The organism is Allonocardiopsis opalescens (assembly GCF_003002095.1).
Classification (GTDB): Bacteria; Actinomycetota; Actinomycetes; order Streptosporangiales; family Streptosporangiaceae; genus Allonocardiopsis; species Allonocardiopsis opalescens.
On record NZ_PVZC01000001.1, the window covers coordinates 1,591,581 to 1,608,443 of the forward strand.

Annotated in this window: 16 protein-coding genes and 2 tRNA genes; 11 read left to right on the forward strand and 7 right to left on the reverse strand. The window is 72.9% G+C overall.

Annotated elements, in window-relative coordinates; translation table 11 throughout:
• Positions 1 to 15: 15 nt before the first annotated feature.
• Entirely contained in the window at positions 16 to 840 is an 825-nt protein-coding gene (locus CLV72_RS06545) for an alpha/beta fold hydrolase (RefSeq protein WP_106240811.1), read from the reverse strand.
• Between the two features lie 89 nt (positions 841 to 929).
• Here CLV72_RS06545 and CLV72_RS06550 point away from each other — a divergent pair, with 89 nt between their 5' ends.
• Positions 930 to 1,475 (forward strand): CGNR zinc finger domain-containing protein, encoded by a 546-nt coding sequence (locus tag CLV72_RS06550; RefSeq protein ID WP_106240814.1) that lies wholly within the window; start codon positions 930 to 932, stop codon positions 1,473 to 1,475.
• An 18-nt stretch (positions 1,476 to 1,493) separates the two neighbouring features.
• Here CLV72_RS06550 and CLV72_RS06555 read toward each other — a convergent pair whose 3' ends face one another.
• The gene (locus CLV72_RS06555) at positions 1,494 to 2,426 is read right to left on the reverse strand and encodes an ROK family protein (protein WP_106240818.1); all 933 of its coding nucleotides are present in this window, start codon (positions 2,424 to 2,426) and stop codon (positions 1,494 to 1,496) included.
• 197 nt (positions 2,427 to 2,623) lie between these two features.
• On the opposite strand from CLV72_RS06555, the gene dnaG reads away from it, so the two are divergent.
• Positions 2,624 to 4,510 carry a DNA primase gene (gene dnaG / locus CLV72_RS06560; RefSeq protein WP_106241512.1) on the forward strand — a complete coding sequence of 629 codons (1,887 nt, stop codon included), beginning with the start codon at positions 2,624 to 2,626 and terminating at the stop codon, positions 4,508 to 4,510.
• Between the two features lie 71 nt (positions 4,511 to 4,581).
• Entirely contained in the window at positions 4,582 to 5,721 is a 1,140-nt protein-coding gene (rpoD, locus tag CLV72_RS06565; RefSeq protein ID WP_106241515.1) for an RNA polymerase sigma factor RpoD, read from the forward strand.
• Positions 5,722 to 5,734: 13 nt separating this feature from the next.
• Here rpoD and CLV72_RS06570 read toward each other — a convergent pair whose 3' ends face one another.
• Positions 5,735 to 6,466: a hypothetical protein gene (locus CLV72_RS06570; protein WP_146159362.1), complete on the reverse strand. Its 732-nt coding sequence runs from the start codon at positions 6,464 to 6,466 to the stop codon at positions 5,735 to 5,737.
• Complete coding sequence (locus CLV72_RS06575; RefSeq protein WP_106240825.1) at positions 6,463 to 7,593, reverse strand: hypothetical protein; 1,131 nt, start codon at positions 7,591 to 7,593, stop codon at positions 6,463 to 6,465. The genes CLV72_RS06570 and CLV72_RS06575 overlap by 4 nt, the downstream gene beginning before the upstream one ends.
• Before the next feature lie 277 nt (positions 7,594 to 7,870).
• Here CLV72_RS06575 and CLV72_RS06580 point away from each other — a divergent pair, with 277 nt between their 5' ends.
• The 3 genes from CLV72_RS06580 to CLV72_RS06590 all read left to right on the forward strand — a co-directional run bounded on the left by CLV72_RS06580 (position 7,871) and on the right by CLV72_RS06590 (position 10,872).
• Positions 7,871 to 8,887 (forward strand): endonuclease/exonuclease/phosphatase family protein, encoded by a 1,017-nt coding sequence (locus CLV72_RS06580; protein ID WP_106240829.1) that lies wholly within the window; start codon positions 7,871 to 7,873, stop codon positions 8,885 to 8,887.
• A gap of 52 nt (positions 8,888 to 8,939) precedes the next feature.
• Positions 8,940 to 10,343: a glycoside hydrolase family 18 protein gene (locus CLV72_RS06585; RefSeq protein WP_245929889.1), complete on the forward strand. Its 1,404-nt coding sequence runs from the start codon at positions 8,940 to 8,942 to the stop codon at positions 10,341 to 10,343.
• 61 nt (positions 10,344 to 10,404) lie between these two features.
• On the forward strand, positions 10,405 to 10,872 hold the full coding sequence (locus tag CLV72_RS06590) for a hypothetical protein (RefSeq protein ID WP_106240836.1): 468 nt from the start codon (positions 10,405 to 10,407) through the stop codon (positions 10,870 to 10,872).
• A gap of 7 nt (positions 10,873 to 10,879) precedes the next feature.
• On the opposite strand, the gene CLV72_RS06595 is transcribed toward CLV72_RS06590, so the two are convergent.
• Positions 10,880 to 11,200: a hypothetical protein gene (locus CLV72_RS06595; protein WP_106240839.1), complete on the reverse strand. Its 321-nt coding sequence runs from the start codon at positions 11,198 to 11,200 to the stop codon at positions 10,880 to 10,882.
• Between the two features lie 190 nt (positions 11,201 to 11,390).
• Here CLV72_RS06595 and CLV72_RS06600 point away from each other — a divergent pair.
• Positions 11,391 to 11,463: transfer RNA gene (locus CLV72_RS06600), tRNA-Asn, on the forward strand.
• 117 nt (positions 11,464 to 11,580) lie between these two features.
• Here the strand turns inward: CLV72_RS06600 and CLV72_RS32740 are convergent.
• Positions 11,581 to 11,757, reverse strand: coding sequence for a bifunctional DNA primase/polymerase (locus CLV72_RS32740; protein ID WP_211302731.1), 177 nt, complete (start codon positions 11,755 to 11,757; stop codon positions 11,581 to 11,583).
• 1,184 nt (positions 11,758 to 12,941) lie between these two features.
• Between CLV72_RS32740 and CLV72_RS06620 the strand changes: the two genes are divergently transcribed.
• Complete coding sequence (locus tag CLV72_RS06620) at positions 12,942 to 13,325, forward strand: VOC family protein (RefSeq protein WP_106240846.1); 384 nt, start codon at positions 12,942 to 12,944, stop codon at positions 13,323 to 13,325.
• Between the two features lie 17 nt (positions 13,326 to 13,342).
• On the opposite strand, the gene CLV72_RS06625 is transcribed toward CLV72_RS06620, so the two are convergent.
• Positions 13,343 to 13,831: a hypothetical protein gene (locus CLV72_RS06625; protein ID WP_106240849.1), complete on the reverse strand. Its 489-nt coding sequence runs from the start codon at positions 13,829 to 13,831 to the stop codon at positions 13,343 to 13,345.
• Between the two features lie 524 nt (positions 13,832 to 14,355).
• Here CLV72_RS06625 and CLV72_RS06630 point away from each other — a divergent pair.
• The 3 genes from CLV72_RS06630 to CLV72_RS06640 all read left to right on the forward strand — a co-directional run bounded on the left by CLV72_RS06630 (position 14,356) and on the right by CLV72_RS06640 (position 16,625).
• Positions 14,356 to 15,948, forward strand: a complete 1,593-nt coding sequence (locus tag CLV72_RS06630; protein ID WP_106240852.1) for a cellulose-binding domain-containing protein — start codon at positions 14,356 to 14,358, stop codon at positions 15,946 to 15,948.
• A gap of 144 nt (positions 15,949 to 16,092) precedes the next feature.
• The gene (locus tag CLV72_RS06635; protein WP_106240855.1) at positions 16,093 to 16,401 is read left to right on the forward strand and encodes a putative quinol monooxygenase; all 309 of its coding nucleotides are present in this window, start codon (positions 16,093 to 16,095) and stop codon (positions 16,399 to 16,401) included.
• 150 nt (positions 16,402 to 16,551) lie between these two features.
• Positions 16,552 to 16,625, forward strand: a tRNA-Ile gene (locus tag CLV72_RS06640).
• Positions 16,626 to 16,863 lie beyond the last annotated feature (238 nt).

Genomic DNA, 16,863 nt, shown 5'->3' on the forward strand with positions numbered 1-16,863 from the left:
CCCGCCCGGCGGGCTCTAGTCCTCGGCGTCCAGGAAGGTGGACAGGGCGGCGGTCAGCCGCGCGGGCGCGTCCTCCTGGACCAGGTGGCCGGCGCCGTCGAGCAGCCGGACCCGGGCGCGGGGCAGCCGCTCGGCCAGCCGCCCGGCGTGGCTCGCGGGCAGCCAGCGGTCCTCGCGCCCCCACAGCACCAGGGCAGGTACGTCGATCCGGCCGTAGCCGTCCTCGACCTCGGCGGTGAAGCGCTCGTCGGCCTGCGCGATCTGGCGGCCGAAGGCCGCCTGCCCGGCCGGGCCCAGCCACGGCGCCACCAGCGCGTCGGCGACCTCGGGACGCATCGAGCCGTGGGTGGCGGAGGCGAGGTAGCCGCGCACCAGCGCCTCGTGCAGGGCGGCGGGCAGCGCGCCGAACACGCCGGCGTGCTCGCGCACCAGCCGGAAGAAGTCGCTGCCCCACGGGCGCAGCGCGACCGGGTTCAGCAGCGCCAGCCGCCGGTAGCGGACCTTGTCCAGCACGGCGGCGCGCAGCGCGACGGCGCCGCCGAAGTCGTGCGCGGCCACGTCGGGCTCGCGCAGCCCCCAGTGGTCCAGCAGCGCGGTGAAGACGCGCTGCTGGGCGGGCAGGGAGACGTCCTGCCCGTCGGCCATCTCCGACCGCCCGTAGCCGGGCATGTCCCACAGGTAGACGGTGTGCGACTCGGCGAGCGCGGCGGCGACCTCCCGCCAGACGTAGGAGGAGAAGGGCGTGCCGTGCAGGAAGACCAGCGGGCGGCCGCGCCCCCGGCTGGTCCAGCGGACGGCGCCGTGCGGGCTGTCGAAGCGCTCGGGCAGCTGCCAGGTCATCTCGGCCTCCTTGATTGTTACCGTCAATATAGATCTGAAGGTAACAGCTCCTGTTACTGCAGAACACCCTCAGGCGGTAACGTGGTGCTATGGTCTACGACCGCGAGCCCGCGCCGGACCCCTTGGCCCCCGTCGAGCGCTTCTGCAACACCGTGAACCGGCTCACCGGCGACGACGCGCTCGCCGAACTCGCCGGGGCGCGCGCCTGGCTGCGGGAGCGGGCCGGTGTCGGCGGCGGTCTGGACGAGTCCGGCCGCGCCGAGTTGGTGCGCTTCCGCGAGACGCTCCGCGACCACCTGGCCGGCGGCTCGGAGCGGGCCGCCGCCGAACTCAGCGCGCGGGCGGCCGCCGTGCTCGGGCCGCCGCGCTGGCGGGCCGGCGGCGGCGCCGAGCTGCCCGTGACGGCGTCCGCCGGTCCGGACCTGCTGGCGGGCCGGCTGCTGGCCGTGCTCGCCGCCGAGGAGCTGGCCGGGCGGCGGGCCCGGCTGAAGGTGTGCCGGGCGCAGGAGTGCCGCTGGGTCTTCTACGACCGCTCGCCCGGCAACAACAGCGTGTGGTGCAGCATGGCCATCTGCGGCGCCCGGCACAAGATGCGCGCCTACCGGTCCCGCCGGCGGGCGGCCGACGGAGGCTGAGCGCCCGGGCCGTGCGGCTCAGGCGACGAGTTCGGCGGCGCCCAGCAGGCCCGCGCGGTCGCCCAGCGCCGACCGCAGCACCGTCACCCGGCGCAGGAAGGCCAGCGTCGCGAACTCGGCCATTCCCTCCCGCACCGGCGCGAACAGCAGCTCGCCCGCCTGGGCCACCCCGCCGCCGATGACCACGCGCTCGAAGTCCACCACGGCGGCGGCCGAGACGATCGCCGCGCCCACCGCGCGCCCGGCCCGGGCGAAGGCCCGCAGCGCCGTCGGATCGCCGGCCCGCGCCGCCTCGGCCAGCTCGCGCGCCGTGGGCTCGGCCCCCTCGGGCGGAGCCCAGCCCTCGGCCCGCGCCCAGCGCACCATGTTCGGGCCGCTGGACAGCACCTCCAGGCAGCCCTTGCTGCCGCACGGGCAGGGCGGTCCGTCCATGTCCACGATGGCGTGGCCGATGTGCCCGGCATTGCCGGTCGGGCCGCGGTAGACGCCGCCGTCCAGGATCAGGCCGCCGCCGACCCCGGTGGACACGACCATGCCGAGCAGGCCGTCGCTGCCGTGCCCGGCGCCGTGGCGGTACTCGCCGAGCGCGAAGCAGATGGCGTCGCCGTCCAGGCGGACCCGCAGGCCGGGGAAGTCCGCGCGCAGCCGGTCGAGCAGGGCGAAGCCGCGCCAGCTGGGGATGTTGACCGGGCTGACCGTGCCCGCCGCGGCGTCCAGCGGGCCCGCGCTGCCCACGCCCACCCCGCCGACGGCGTCCGGGCCGCCCGCGTCGGCGATCACCGCGCCGACCAGGCCGGCCAGCGCGGCGTACACGGTCGAGCCGTCGTCGGCGGCCTGCGGGGTGGCCGTGCCCCTGGTGTGCAGCACGGTGCCGTCGGGGTGCACGAGTGCCGCCGTAATGGTGGTCCCGCCGATGTCGACTCCGACGACAGGAGTGGTAGCGCCGCTCACGGTGCGAGGGTCCTTCCAGGCTGCCCAGGGGGCCGAAGGTGCCGAGCCGGTGCGACATGCGCCGTCACGCCTGCTCGCTGACGTTGACAACGTTGTCACCGAAGAGAGTAGAACATGCCCGGGCAGGATTCCCCATCGCGGGAGGAAGTTCACTCCGGCGCACCGCGTCGTCGGCCCGCCGTCCTAGACTCATGGCCATGGCCGGCCGGATCCGTGACGAGGACATCGCCCTCGTCCGCGAGCGCTCGCCCATCGACGAGGTCGTGGGCGACTACCTCCAGCTGCGCAACGCCGGCGGCGGCTCGCTGAAGGGCCTGTGCCCCTTCCACGACGAGCGCTCGCCCTCCTTCAACGTCACCCCCGCCCGCGGGCTCTACTACTGCTTCGGCTGCGGCGAGGGCGGCGACGCCATCACCTTCGTGCAGAAGATCGACCACCTCACCTTCGCCGAGGCCATCGAGCGGCTGGCCCAGCGCGCCGGGGTCGAACTCCGCTACGAGCAGGGCGGGTACGTCCCGCGCAACGAGCAGGGCCAGCGGGCCCGGCTGCTCGACGCCCACCGCGCCGCCGCCGAGTTCTACGCCGAGCGCCTGCTCGCCCCCGACGCCTCGGCGGGCCGCTCCTTCCTCACCGAGCGCCGCTTCGAGCGGGCCGACGCCGAGCGCTTCGGCGTCGGCTTCGCCCCCCGCGAGTGGGACGCGCTGACCCGGCACCTGCGCGGCAAGGGCTTCACCGAGGAGGAGCTGATCCGAGGCGGCCTCGCCAGCCAGGGCCGGCGCGGCGTCTACGACCGCTTCCGCAACCGCCTGATGTGGCCCATCCGCGACGTCACCGGCGATGTCGTCGGCTTCGGCGCCCGCAAGCTCGACCCGGCCGAGGACGGCCCCAAGTACCTCAACACCCCCGAGACCCCGCTGTTCAAGAAGAGCACCCTGCTCTACGGCATCGACGCCGCCAAGCGCGAGATCTCCCGGCAGCGCCAGGCCGTCGTGGTCGAGGGCTACACCGACGTCATGGCCTGCCACCTCTCCGGCGTCGGCACCGCCGTCGCCACCTGCGGCACCTCCTTCGGCGCCGACCACATCAAGGTGCTGCGCCGGCTGCTGATGGACCAGGACCGCTTCAGCGGCGAGGTCATCTTCACCTTCGACGGCGACGAAGCCGGCCGCAAGGCCGCGCTGCGCGCCTTCGCCGACGAGCACCGCTTCGCCACCCAGACCTTCGTCGCGGTGCAGGCCGACGGCCTCGACCCCTGCGACCTCCGGGTCGGCCAGGGCGAGGCGGCCGTGCGCGACCTCGTGGCCGCCCGCACCCCGCTGTACGAGTTCGCCATCCGGTCCACCATCGAGCAGCACAGGCTCGACACCACCGAGGGCCGCCTCGCCGCCCTCGACGCCGCCGCCCCCATCGTCGCCGCCATCAAGGACGAAGGGCTCCGCCAGCGCTACGCGGTGAACCTCGACCGCTGGCTCGGCCTGATGGACGAGCGCTTCGTGCTGCGCCGGGTCGGGCAGCACGCCCACCAGTCCGGCCGCGAGCGCTCCGGTGAGGCGCCGGCCCGCCCGCGCCCGCCCGCGCCGCTGCGCAGCCAGCTGAACGCCGACGGCCGGATGGTATTCCTCGCCTGGGAGGCGCTGAAGCTCGCCGTGCAGCAGCCCGCGCTGCTGCCCGGCTTCGACGAGCTGCCGGCCGAGGTCTTCGAACTCCCCGAGCACGCCGCCGTGGCGCAGCTGATCGCCAAGCTCGGCGGCCTGGCATCGCCCGCCGCCCAGCAGGGCGGCGCGCACTGGGTGAGCGCCCTGCGCGAGGCCGCCGCCGACGACGCCCTGCGGGCCCGGGTGGCGCAGCTGGCCGTCGAGGCGCCCAGACCCAGCAGTGACGAGTCCCTGGACCGATACGCCGCCTCGGTCCTTGATCGAATCAATGAGCTTTCCATCAATCCGCGGATCGCAAACGTCAAATCACGCCTGCAGCGGATCGACCCGGCGGCGCAGGCCGAGGAGTACAACGCCCTCTTCCTGGAGCTGATCCAGCTTGAACAGCGCCGACGCATGTTGAACGAGCGGGGTCGCGGGGCTGTGTAACACCAGGGTGACAAAATTAGATCTAACCATTTCGGACGATTGTGACGCACACTGGGGGTGTGGGCCTTTCGGTGCTGCCGAGCGAGCCGCTGCCGGACCACCAGGTGGCGGACCTCGTCGCGCGTGGTAAAGCCCGCGGTGGCGTCACAGTCGACGACATCGCGGCGGCCTTCGACCGCCCAGACGTCTCTGCCGACGCGATGGAACGCGTCGTCCGCCACCTCGCGGAGCAGGGCGTGGACGTCATCGAGACCGCGGACCCCGAGGACGCGGCCCCGGTCGACACCGATCTGGGCAGACGGGCACCCACCAGCGACCTGGTCCGGATCTACCTGCGTGAGATCGGCCGTGTGACTCTGCTGACGGCTGAAGACGAAGTCGACCTTGCCAAATCGATCGAGGCCGGGCTCTTCGCGGTGGAGAAGCTGAGCTGGAGCCAGCCCCTCTCCGCGGCCGAGCGCTGGGACCTCGAACAGCTGGTGCACGACGGCGAGCGCGCCAAGGAACGCCTGATCGAGGCCAATCTGCGGCTGGTGGTCTCCATCGCCAAGCGCTACGTCGGCCGGGGGCTGATGTTCCTGGACCTGATCCAGGAGGGCAATCTCGGCCTGATCCGCGCGGTGGAGAAGTTCGACTACGCCAAGGGCTACAAGTTCTCCACCTACGCCACCTGGTGGATCCGGCAGGCCATCACCCGGGCGATCGCCGACCAGGCGCGCACCATCCGCATCCCGGTGCACATGGTCGAGACCATCAACAAGCTGGTCCGGGTCCAGCGCCAGCTGCACCAGCAGCTCGGCCGCGAGCCCAGCCCCGCCGAGATCGCCCACGAGATGGGGCTGGTCGGCGAGCGCGTCATCGAGATCCAGCGGATCGCCCAGGAACCGGTCTCCCTCCAGGCGCCGATCGGCGAGGAGGACTCCGACCTCGGCGACTTCATCGAGGACGGCGACGCCGTGTCCCCGGTCGAAGCCGCCGCCTTCCTGCTGCTCCAGGACCAGCTCGGCTCCATCCTGGACACCCTCTCCGACCGCGAGCAGCGCATCATCGCGCTGCGCTTCGGCCTCGCCGACGGCCACCCGCGCACCCTGGAGCAGGTTGGCAAGGAGTTCGGCGTCACCCGCGAGCGCATCCGCCAGATTGAGTCCAAGACCCTCGCCAAGCTCCGCCACCCGTCCCGCACCCAGGTGCTGCGCGACTACCTCGCCTGAGGCCCTCGCCCCCTCAGCTCGCGCGCTCCGGGGAGGCGGACGCTCCGCCCTCCTTCGCCAGCCGGTCCCGCAGGTTGCCCAGCGACTCGGCGGCGTTCGCCCGGGTCTGCTCCGGGACGTCCGGGTCGTTCGCGAGTTCGGTGAGGTAGGCGATCTCGTCCGATCCGCCCAGCGTCTCGATCACCAGCAGTGCGAGGAATCCGGTCCACTCCGGCAGCCGGGGCAGGGCCTCCTTGACCAGAACCAGCAGGCGGGCGCGATCGCGGCCGATTCCCTGATCGTCCGCAGCGTCGGCGCGGAGCGCCAAGTGCAGCCACTTCAGCAGGTGGTCAGCGGTGTCGCCGACTCTGGACCAGAGCCAGATCCGCCCGACCCTTTCGGCGATGTCATCGGGAAGCCCGGTCCAGGGCAGCCCGAAAAGGGTCTGGGGATCGACCTCGGCGGCCAGGACATCACTGACCGCTTCAGGACTGACGTCGTCAAACGTAGGCATCCGCTGGTCGAAGTTATGGTCATATGTCCACCAGGCGTCGTCGAAGTGCCCCGGCATGGAGTAGGCGTCCTTGCGGGCGTCCCAGAGGTCGATGACGGCGGCGAGTACGCGTTCCAGCGCATCCAGCGCTTCCGACCGGCGCTCCGAACTGGGAGGCAGGCTTTCCACCGCCTTGCGCCGCGAATCCGGGCTGGAGATGGACCAAGGACCGGGCAGCCGTCGCAATGAAGCAGGGAACGGTGGGAAGTTCACAGGAAATCAGCTCCATAAGGCCGCAAAAATGTTCGTGCCGCATCGAGATCCGGTACGTACTGATTGAACCATTCTCCCGATTTGCCCGCTACGGCGTTGGCCGGATCGTCGAAGGCGCGCTTGACCGCGTCGCGCAGGGCCGCTAGGTGATCAGTCCGCAACTCGCGCTCGCCGACCCTCACCGGCACCGCGTTCCTGATCAGCACCTCGATGGCGGGCATCTTCAATCCGTTCCGGATCACCTGGCTGAAAAGACCGGTCCACCTGTGGTCGGTCCGTATCCACACCCCGCAGTGCCGATGGTCGGCGTCTCCGGCGCGCCAGTTGAGCATCCTTTCCAGCTGCTGAGGCTCCTTGCGCAACTTGTCCGCGAGCGTCTGGGCGGCGTATTTGACCTCGTCCAAGTGGACCACCCCGTCCGCCGTGCGGTACACCAGGTCAGCCTGCGGGACCGTCCCCGTGTCCACCAGCGTGCCCGAGCCCAGGGCGATCCGCTCGCCCTTCCGCGCGTCCAGCGCCAGGCGGCTGCCCGGGGCGAGCCGGTCCTCGGCCAGCAGCCGGTGCGCCGCCCAGACCTCGGCCGCCGCGCCCACCGCGTGGCCGTGGTCGCCGCCGAAGGAGCGGAGCAGATCGCGCAGCACGTCGTTCCGCCGTCCTTCCGAACCGGCCAGCCGCTCCGAGCCGGCCACCGCCAGGTAGTCCGCCACCGCCGCGCGGACGGGCAGGTCCGTACGGGCCAGCAGCGCCTCGGCCGCGTCGGCCACGCCCAGCCGCTCGGCGAGCGACCGGACCGCGTCGTGGCCGTCCTCGTCGACGTGCAGCGCCGACGCGGGCACGGGTCCGAGTGGCACGGCGGGCTCTTCCGGTTCGGCGGGCCGTTCGGGGGCGACGGGGTGCACCGGACGCGGCGCGGCGGACCACTCGTCCAGGCCGTCGTCCGGGGCAGCGGCGGGCCCGTCCGGCGCGCAGCGGTAGTCCTCGTCGGTCGAGTCGGCGAGCAGAGCGCGGAGCCGGGCGAGATCGGCCTCGGAGACCACCGAATCCATGCCCTTCGCGGGCTGTGTGTCGTCAAAGCGGCCGCCGGGCGCGTCGCCGCCGCCGTCGGCCCGCCACAGCCGCTCCGCCATCCGCCCCCCTTGACGTGGGCGGACCTTTCCGGCGGGCCGCTTGATCACTCGGCGCTGACCGGTCCCGGCCAGGTCGGCGCGAACATCCGGAGAAGACGTGCGGACGAGCCTCGCGCGTGCCGTCCGCGCGGTCCGGCCCCGCGGCGCGGAGTGTCGGAACCGGTCCGCCGAGGGCGCCGTCCGATCATGGGCCGACGGGCCGGAGCCGTCACGGCGGCGAAGCGCTTCCGGCGCGACGCCGGAGCGGTGCCGCCGATCGCGGAAGGCGGGGCAGGGGATGGGCCGAGCGCAGGGGCGGGCGCCGAAGCGGGCGTCCCGGATCGGACGGGCCGCCCGGTGGCTCATCGGGGCGGCGGCCGCCGGACTCGGCCTGTTCATCCTGGCCCGCCTGTTCGGTCTGGACACCTTCACCCCCATGGCGCAGCTGGCCGCCTTCACGCCCTACGCCTGGTTCGCGGCCGTGCTCGTCGCGGTGCTGAGCGCGGCGGCGCGCTCGCGGTGGCTGCTCGCGGTGAGCGCCGCCGTGGTCGTGGCGCACACCGCCGTGCTGCTGCCGCGGGCCGCCCCGGTGAACCTGCCGACGACGCAGGCGCCCGACGACCCGGCCGACGTCGTCACCGTGCTCACCCTCAACGCCGAGTACGGCGGCGCCGACCCGACCGAACTGGCGGCGCTGGTGCGCGACGGCGGCGTCGACGTGCTGGCCGTGCAGGAGCTCACCCCTGAGCTGGCCGGCGCGCTGGAGCGCGCCGGCCTGCACGGCGAGCTGCCGCACCGCTCGCTCGCGCCCGCGCCCGGAGTCGCCGGGATGGGGCTGTACTCGGCCTTCCCGATCGCCGAGGAGTGGATCCTGCCTGGCGGCTCGTCCTTCCCGATGGTGGGCGCCCTACTGGAGGCGGGGGAGCGCGGCATCGCCGTGCAGAGCGTGCACCCGATGCCGCCGGTACCCGGCCGCACCGGTGTGTGGGCGCGGGAGCTGACGGAGCTGGCCGAGCTGTCGGCGTCGGCCGAGCGGCCCGGCGCCCGGGCCGAGCACACGGTCATGCTCGGCGACTTCAACGCCACCCTCGACCACTCCCTGTTCCGCCGCCTGCTGGCGCACTTCGACGACGCGCACTCCGAGGTCGATCGCGCGCTGGCGGCCACCTGGCCCGCCGACAGCCCGCTGCCGCCGCCGGTCGGGCTCGACCACGTCCTGGTCAGCCCGGACATGGCCGTGCTCGCGGTCACCGACCACACCGTCACCGGCACCGACCACCAGGCCGTGCTCGCCTCCCTGGTCCCGGCCGGCTGAGGCCCGCCGCACCCGGCTCGCACCGGCGCCCGGCAGCCGGTAGCGTCAGGCCGTGAGCCACGCCTTAGGCCGCGAGCCGCGCCGCCGCCGCCGACCGCTGCGCCTGATGATCCTGGCGGCCGCGGCCGCCGCCACCGCCCTGGCGGCCGCCCTGCTCGTGGCGCTGCCCCGCCTCACCGACGAGCACCCCGGCTACGAGCGCATCGGCTACTTCGCCGCCTGGAACGTCGCCAACCGCGGCTACCTCGTCCGCGACGTGCACACCAGCGGCGCCGCCGAGCGGCTCACCCGGCTCCAGTACGCCTTCGGCAACCTCAACGCGGACGGCGAGTGCTACATAGGCGACGACACCGACCCGTGGAGCGACTACCAGCGCCGGTTCACCGCCGAGGAGAGCGTCAGCGGGGTGGCCGACACCTACGAGCAGCCCCTCGCCGGGAACCTCAACCAGCTGCGGCAGCTGCGCGCCGCCCACCCCGGCCTGCGGACGGCCGTCTCGCTCGGCGGCTGGAACTGGTCGCGCCACTTCTCCGACGCCGCCCTGACCGAGGAGTCCAGGCGCGCCTTCGCCCGCTCGTGCGTCGACCTGTGGCTGCGCGGGAACCTCCCGGTGCGCGACGGCGAGCCGCAGGGCGGCGAGGGCGCCGCCTTCGGCGTCTTCGACGGCATCGACCTGGACTGGGAGTGGCCCGCCACCGACGGCAACCCGCACAACACGGTGCGCCCCGAGGACCGCGAGAACTACACCCTGCTCGTGGCCGAACTGCGCCGCCGGCTGGACGAGCTGGAGGCGGAGACGGGCCGCGAGTACTCCCTCACGATGACCTTCTCCGCCGACCCCGAGCGGCTGGCCGCGGGCCTGGAGCCGGAGATCTTCGACTACGTCGACCTCGTCTCCGTGCAGGGCTACGACCTGCACGGATCGTGGAGCGACACCACCAACCACCACGCCCAGCTGCACAGCCCCGATGACGACCCCTCGCAGGCCCGGCTGAGCGTGGCCGCGACCGTCGACGCCTACCTCGACCACGGCCTGCCCGCGCACAAGCTCGTCGTCGGCGTGCCCGGCTTCGGGCGCGGCTGGAGCGGGGTCGCGCCGGGCAACGACGGGCTCTACCAGGTCCCCTCGGGCGACGCCCCCGGCGGCTACGGCGCCGGCGGAGAGTCCTACCGGGTGCTCGCCGAGGCCGAGGGGGAGCGCGGCGTCGACACCGAGGCGGCCGCCGCCTGGCTCTACGACGGCGACGCCTTCTGGAGCTTCGACACCCCGGAGACCGTCGCGCTGAAAGGCGCCTACGTGGCGGAGCGGCGGCTGGGCGGCCTGTTCATCTGGTCCCTGGAAATGGACAGCCCCGACGCCGCCCTGGTCCGCGCCATGGACGAGTCGCTACCGCCCGCCGTACCCCCGGTGCCGACCCCGTCCGTGCTGTTCGGCAGCGAGCCGCCGTCACCGTGACCCGGCCCGGCCCTCTGCCGGCGGCCGCCCGCGGGCTCGGCGGGCCGACTACGCTGGCGGTATGGGATGGTTGCGCCGCAGGCGCGAGGACGGCGCACGGAAACTCGAGCCGGGGGAGAGGGTGCTCAGCCGGGGCGGCGGCCCCGACGGCCCGCTGGCCGCCACCACCCACGCCCTGCACCTCCCCGACGGAAGCCGCGTCGGCTGGTCCGAGGTCGAGCACGCCCGCTGGACCGAAGACGGCCTCGAACTCACCGCCACCACCGGCGAACGGCGGCTCCTCAAGGTCACCGACCGGGGACTGCTCCCCGAGACGGTGCACGAACGGGTGGTCGCCACGATCGTCGTCAGCCGGCACGTCCCCCTCCGCGGCGAACTCGGCGTCCGGCTGATCTGCCGCCGCACCCCCGGCACCGACGAGATGAACTGGTACACCGGCTACGACGACGGCCTGGACCCCGACGACCCGCAGACACGCGCCGAAGCGGCCGACGCGCTGCGCCACCTGCGCCTCCAGATGGGCGTCTGAGCCGCGCTCAGCCCCGGCCCGCCTCCGGCGGCGCCTGCTCCGGCACGCTCCCCGGCGCCGGCTCCGGACTCGGCCGCGACAGCGACGGATCGGCCTCCGTGGACGGCGAGAACGGATCCGCCGGCAGCCGGTCGGCCACCGTGCGCCGCACCGTGCGCCAGCCGTTCTCCACCTGAGCCTCCACCAGCCCCACGACCTCCTGGAACGCCGGGCTCTCACCGACGCCGCGCACCGCGCGGGCGATCTGGTCGTATCTCTCCCGCCCGGCACGCGAACCGAGCACATAGCCGATGGCGAGGCCCGCGACGAAGGCGAGTCGGTAACCCATGGGAATCCCCTTGTCGGCGGTCGGGCAGACAGCTGACGCAACCGGGCGGCGACGTCACGTACCGCGCAGGTCCGCGCGCTCTGCTCTCGGTGTGCACGCTATCGGGCGCCGATAAACCTGAAGCGAGCACCCCGCGGAGTGCGCTAACCTAATGGCTGTCGACCGGCTCCGAGCCGGTCGCCGATCGCGATCCTGCGTAGCTCAATTGGCAGAGCAGCCGGCTGTTAACCGGCAGGTTATTGGTTCGAGTCCAATCGCAGGAGCCGACGAAGCACTCTGAGACCACAGGTCAGGCTCGCCCCCAGTGCTGGGGGCGAGCCTGACCGCTGTACTGAGTACCGAACCGAGCGCCTGACGGTCCTAGGCGGCGGTCGGGAAGATCAGGTCCATGGCCTGTGCGCCGTGCGCGATTTGATGTCGACCCCGGGCCGGACGTTGTTGACCGAGGGCATGGCACCCCGGTAGATCCAGTGCTCCCCGCGGGTGGTCGCGACGGTCCGGGTCGGTGGCAGGGGGCGGCGGGCCCAGGCGACGGCGTCGGCGTTGTCGAGGTCCACCACGGTGAGGCCGGCGCCCCGCCAGGGTGGTAGGCCACCCCCACCGCCTCGCGCCACGCCACCGCCCACGCCGGGGAGGTGATCACGGCGGTGTCAGTGTTGCGGCGGCCCACCCGTGGCGCACCGCAGGGCACCGGCAGCTGCCCGGACTTCTCATGTGGGGCCCCCGCACGCCACGCCCCGACACGCGCGGCAGTTGCCGAAGGGCACCTTCCCTGCCCGCAGCGGCAGCACCGGCACACCAGCAGCGGCCAAGGCCGGCGTTATGCCGAGAACGTCCGTGGTCATGTGGCTTCCTCCGCAGAGGCCGGTGGCTGCCAGCGGTGGTAGCAGGGGTGAGCGGTCCACCTCCGGTGGGCCCGGCGAGGGGCGCCACACCGCCCGCAGCATTCCGGGCCGCGGTCAAGGTGCCAGGGGGCGGTCAGGGCCGGGCGGGCTGCGGCGGCGAGGTGGCGCCAGGCCACCGCGTGCGCCGCTGCGGCCAGCCGGGTGCTCACCGGGTCACCTCGCCGAGGTCGAACAGGGTCCAGGTCGACATCGAGTCCTCCTGTGGTTAGGCAATTGCTCTGCGAGATCAGCGAACGTCCGCTGGCGTTGCTGCGAGATCGGCGGCGAAGCGGTCCCAGGGGGTGAGAGGCGGGGTTGTCTCCGCCGAGTCCGAAGGGGGTATGCGTGCTTCGCGTTGAATTCGTGTCGGGGCCGCTGGCTGGCCGTGCGCTGCGCCTGCGCACGTTCGTGGGCGGTCTTCGGCGAGGTCGAAGAGGTCGCCTTGGCGGGTCTTCCATTCGGCGGGGGTGATGCGGTCAATGGGTGCTTGGTCGAGGGGCAGCATGCTGCGGTGGAGGTACATCTGGCCGCGCAGGGAATCGGTTCTTCAAGTAGGCGACGTCGGCGTCTTTGGCGTAGTGGAACTCGTCGGTTGAGATGCCGATGGCCTGTTCGACCTAGACGCCCTTGGGCACCGAATGCGGATGGGGGTAGCCCAGCAGTTCGCGCGCCTTGGCCTTGATGGACTTGATCTTGTACGCACTGATGCTTATCTGCACCACGACCGGCTGGGCGCATGGGGTCTGTGTGAGGGACTTGCCGACGGCAGGGTGGCTCGTGGACGACCTCGTGGAGCGACGGTGAGGTCGTGATCTGGCGTCCGGCGCAGGTGATCGCGCTTCGATAGGCTTCCGCGCATGGCGACTCATTGGACGCTCGGTTGCGACGCGGTCGATCCTCGTCGGCTTGCCGCGTTCTGGGCTTTGGCGCTCGGGTATGTGGACGAGCCTGGCTACGACTTTCCTGACGGCGCGTCGATTATCGACCCGAACCACAAGGGTCCGGCGATCGGATTTCTCAGGGTGCCTGAGCGGAAGTCTGCGAAGAACAGGATGCACATCGACATCCGAGTGGCGGGGGAACCACCCTGGGACATGACGGAGCGGGAGCAGCTGATCCGCGCGAAGGTGGGCGAACTCGTCGCTGCAGGGGCGACGGCAGTGCGTGAGGAGGCGGACGGTGGTGTCCTCGATCATGTCGTCATGTATGACCCCGAAGGGAACGAGTTCTGTGTTGCTTGACAGCCAGCGTTGAGTTGTCATGTTGGCTCCGAGGCATGACGCGATGTCCGGCTTGTCACGGGGATGCCAAGGTCGACGGTCGGTCGTCGGAGCCGACGTCGGATGTCGGCGCGCGGCGCGGGTGCGTGCAGGTAGCCGAACGAGATCAGGCCGATGCTGGTTATGCGGCGGTCGGTGGTGGGCATGGCGAAGCTCCCTGCTGTCGGGTTCGGTCGGCGGTCGGGTGGTGGTGCCCGCCCCGGGCGTTGCCCCCGGCGCCGGCGTCGGTTGCCGGGCGGGCGGTGGTGCTGGGCGCCGGCGGCGCCGACGTGGGCCAGGGCGCGGGCGTGGTGGTCGAGGCGGTCGCAGCGGCGGTTGCCGGTGGCGATCTCGGCGGCGTCGGCGGTGACGGCCAGGGCGGTGGCCTCGCCGATGCCGTATCCGGTCCGCAGGTCGGCGGCCGGCTGCTCCTGGGTGGCGCTCGCGCAGGCGGGGCGCGGGTCGCGCGGGTGCGGAGGCAGTTCCATCAGGGGCTTCCTTGTCGGGTCAGGTCGGTGGTGGGTGCCCGCCCCAGGCTGTGGTGCCCGGGGCGGGCAGGTGCCGGCCGGTCAGTGTCTTTCCGGGGGACGACCCCCCGGAGCCCCCCGGCTGCGGGCTTCGCCCGCTCCCGTGGTGCGGTTGTGGGTTCTCGTTCCACGGTGACGGTCCACTGGGTGTGCGTTGGTTCCGGGTCTGCGCCGCTTCGCGGGCTTGTCGCTGCTGCGGTTTGGGGATCGGGTGGGACCGGAAAGTTTCCGGAAGTTATTTGGAGTGTGACTGGAAGATTGCGAAAAGTTATCGGTAATATGGGAGCGCTCCCAGGTTGGTCGGTCCGTCCAACTACCCCGCCGGGAAGCGGTTCCGGCTCCCGGTCAGCGCATGCGTGGCGGTGCTCCGCCGGGCGGATCGGCGCGGCCACCCCCCAACCGGTGTGCGCCGGCGGGAACGCGGCCTGACGCCGTCCGGTGGGGAGCCCGGCCCGCCGGTCGCGTGCCTCCCTCTGGAGGTCTTCATGCGCTTCCATCGCCATCGGCCGCGGCTGCTGGCCCTCGCGGCCCTCGTGGCCGTAGCCGGGCTGTTCACCGCGGCCCTTCCCGCGCAGGCGGGCGCCGCCGAGACGGTGCGGCCCTTCGCGGACGAAGAGGACACCGGGGCCGACTGCCCGGTGCCCGATCCCGGCTCCACGCCCGCCAGCTCCCTGCTCCCCGACCCCTTCACCAGGATCGACGGCACCCGCGTCTCCACCCGCGAGGACTGGCGGTGCCGGCGGGCCGAGATCAGGGAGCAGGCCGAGCGATCCGTCTACGGGCAGAAGCCCGCGCCGCCCGCCGGCGTCACGGGCACGGTCTCCCGTACCGGCATCACGGTGAACGTGACGGACCAGGGCCGCAGCTCCAGCTTCTCGGCGAGCGTCAGCCTGCCGAGCGGTTCCGGGCCCTTCCCGGCCGTCGTCGTCCTGGGCGGCATGGGGGCGGACACGGCCACCATCAACGCCGCCGGCGCCGCGGTCATCAACTTCGACCCCTACGCCGTGGGACGGGAGGGCACCCCGCGGAACAACAAGTCGGGCGCCTTCTACAGCATCTACGGCTCCAACAGCGGCACCGGGCTGCTGATGGCCTGGTCGTGGGGCGTCAGCCGGATCATCGACGTCATCGAGCAGTCCGACGGCAGCATCCTGCGCGCGAACGCGACCGGCGTGACGGGGTGCTCCCGCTTCGGGAAGGGCGCCTTCGTGGCCGGCGCCTTCGACGAGCGCATCGCGCTGACCATGCCGATCGAGTCGGGCACCGCGGGCGTCCCCATCTTCCGCGGGGTCGCCCAGGAGAGCGGCGCGCAGCCGCTGAGCAGCGCCTACTCCGAGCAGCCGTGGCTGGGCGACGCCTTCGGCTCCTTCACGGGCAGCCCGGCCAACCTGCCGGTGGACACCCACCAGATCGTCGGCATGATCGCCCCGCGCGGACTCTTCATCATGGAGAACCCGCACGTCGACTGGCTGGGCTCGCAGTCCGGTGCCGTCGGGGCCCTGGGCGGGGCGGAGGTCTACCGGGCCCTGGGCGCGGGGAGCAACATCAGCTACTGGTCCGACGTCCAGGACGGCAACCACTGCGCCGTCAGGCCGGAGTGGCGGGCCCCGCTGCAGCAGAGCATCCAGGCCTTCCTGCGCGGCTCCGGGAGCGGTCCCGGCGTGATCCGGGTCTCGCCCAGGGAGCCCGCCGACCTCTCCCGGTGGCGGAACTGGCAGACGCCCGTCCTGACCAGCGGCGGCGAGGACCCCGGCGGCGAGGACCCGGGCGAGCCGACCGGCGCCTGCACCGCCACCCACCGGACCGTCAGCAGCTGGTCCGGCGGCTTCCAGGGCGAGGTCGCGGTCCGCAACACCGGCACCGGCCCGCTCAACGGCTGGACCGTCGACATGACCCTGGCCGCGGGCCAGTCGATCAGCAACCTGTGGAACGGCGAACGCACCGGAACCGGCGGCACCGTCAGGGTACGCAACAACGCGTGGAACGGCACCATACCGGCCGACGGCACCGTCACCTTCGGCTTCGTCGCCACCGGCGGCACCGCCCCACCCGGTGGCATCACCTGCTCCAGTCCCTGACCGCGACCGCGCAGGGCCCGACACTCCCGCCCCGGCGGCGCACCGGCGCCGCCGGGGCGGACCCGTGTCGCTGCCCGGCGGCGCCCCACCCGGATGGCAGGCTGTCCGTGCCGGCCACCGACGACGCCGGCCGGGGGAGGCGGCATGGCCTACGGCTACATCGGCTCGATGAGGGCGCGGCCCGGGCGGCGCGACGAGGTGGTCGCCATCCTGCTCAGCGGCTCGGACGGCCTGCGCGCGGCCGGCTGCCGCCTCTACCTGGTCGCCCGCGCCGCCGACGACCCCGACACCATCTGGGTGACCGAGGTCTGGGAGAGCCGCGAGCGCCACCAGGAGTCCCTGCGGCTGCCGGAGACCCGCGCCGCCATCGAGAGGGCGACCCCGATGCTCACCGGCGAGTTCACCGGTCGGGAGCTCGACGTGGCCGGCGGCCTGGGCGTCCCGGACGCCTGAGCCCCCGTCCGGATCCGGGCCCATTTCCGCCCGCACGACGGCGCCGGCGGCCACGCGCACGCGGCGCCCGCCGGTACCGATCACCGGCCTCCGACGCCTCCGGTAAAGTGACCCGCGTCCACGGAATTCCTGCTAGACATGGGCTTTCGGGGGACGGTAGCTCAGCCGGTCAGAGCAGGGGACTCATAATCCCTGGGTCGTGGGTTCGAGTCCCACCCGTCCTACCTTTCGCGGCCCGGCACTTCCGCGCCTGGAGCGCGGCCCGGGCCGATCCCGGCGACGGCCGGTCATGATCGGCCGCCGCGGACCCATCGTGGAAGCCCGCGCGGCCCGTCGCCGGGCCGAGCGCCGCCGTGGCCGCCACCTACCAGGGAATCCGCCGGACGCGCGCCGCCGCTCACGGCCGTCCGGTTCTCCGGGCTGACGCCAAACCAGTCTGGCGATGGATTTTTCGCCATACGA

Excerpts from the sequence above, each read along its gene's own strand:
- CLV72_RS06620 (WP_106240846.1), top strand. The coding sequence starts at position 12,942 with ATGGCGACTCATTGGACGCTCGGTTGCGACGCGGTCGATCCTCGTCGG.
- CLV72_RS06630 (WP_106240852.1), top strand. The coding sequence starts at position 14,356 with ATGCGCTTCCATCGCCATCGGCCGCGGCTGCTGGCCCTCGCGGCCCTC.
- CLV72_RS06590 (WP_106240836.1), top strand. The coding sequence starts at position 10,405 with ATGGGATGGTTGCGCCGCAGGCGCGAGGACGGCGCACGGAAACTCGAG.
- CLV72_RS06545 (WP_106240811.1), bottom strand. The coding sequence starts at position 840 with ATGACCTGGCAGCTGCCCGAGCGCTTCGACAGCCCGCACGGCGCCGTC.
- CLV72_RS06550 (WP_106240814.1), top strand. The coding sequence starts at position 930 with ATGGTCTACGACCGCGAGCCCGCGCCGGACCCCTTGGCCCCCGTCGAG.
- dnaG (WP_106241512.1), top strand. The coding sequence starts at position 2,624 with ATGGCCGGCCGGATCCGTGACGAGGACATCGCCCTCGTCCGCGAGCGC.
- CLV72_RS06580 (WP_106240829.1), top strand. The coding sequence starts at position 7,871 with ATGGGCCGAGCGCAGGGGCGGGCGCCGAAGCGGGCGTCCCGGATCGGA.
- CLV72_RS06575 (WP_106240825.1), bottom strand. The coding sequence starts at position 7,593 with ATGGCGGAGCGGCTGTGGCGGGCCGACGGCGGCGGCGACGCGCCCGGC.
- CLV72_RS06635 (WP_106240855.1), top strand. The coding sequence starts at position 16,093 with ATGGCCTACGGCTACATCGGCTCGATGAGGGCGCGGCCCGGGCGGCGC.
- CLV72_RS06625 (WP_106240849.1), bottom strand. The coding sequence starts at position 13,831 with ATGGAACTGCCTCCGCACCCGCGCGACCCGCGCCCCGCCTGCGCGAGC.
- CLV72_RS06595 (WP_106240839.1), bottom strand. The coding sequence starts at position 11,200 with ATGGGTTACCGACTCGCCTTCGTCGCGGGCCTCGCCATCGGCTATGTG.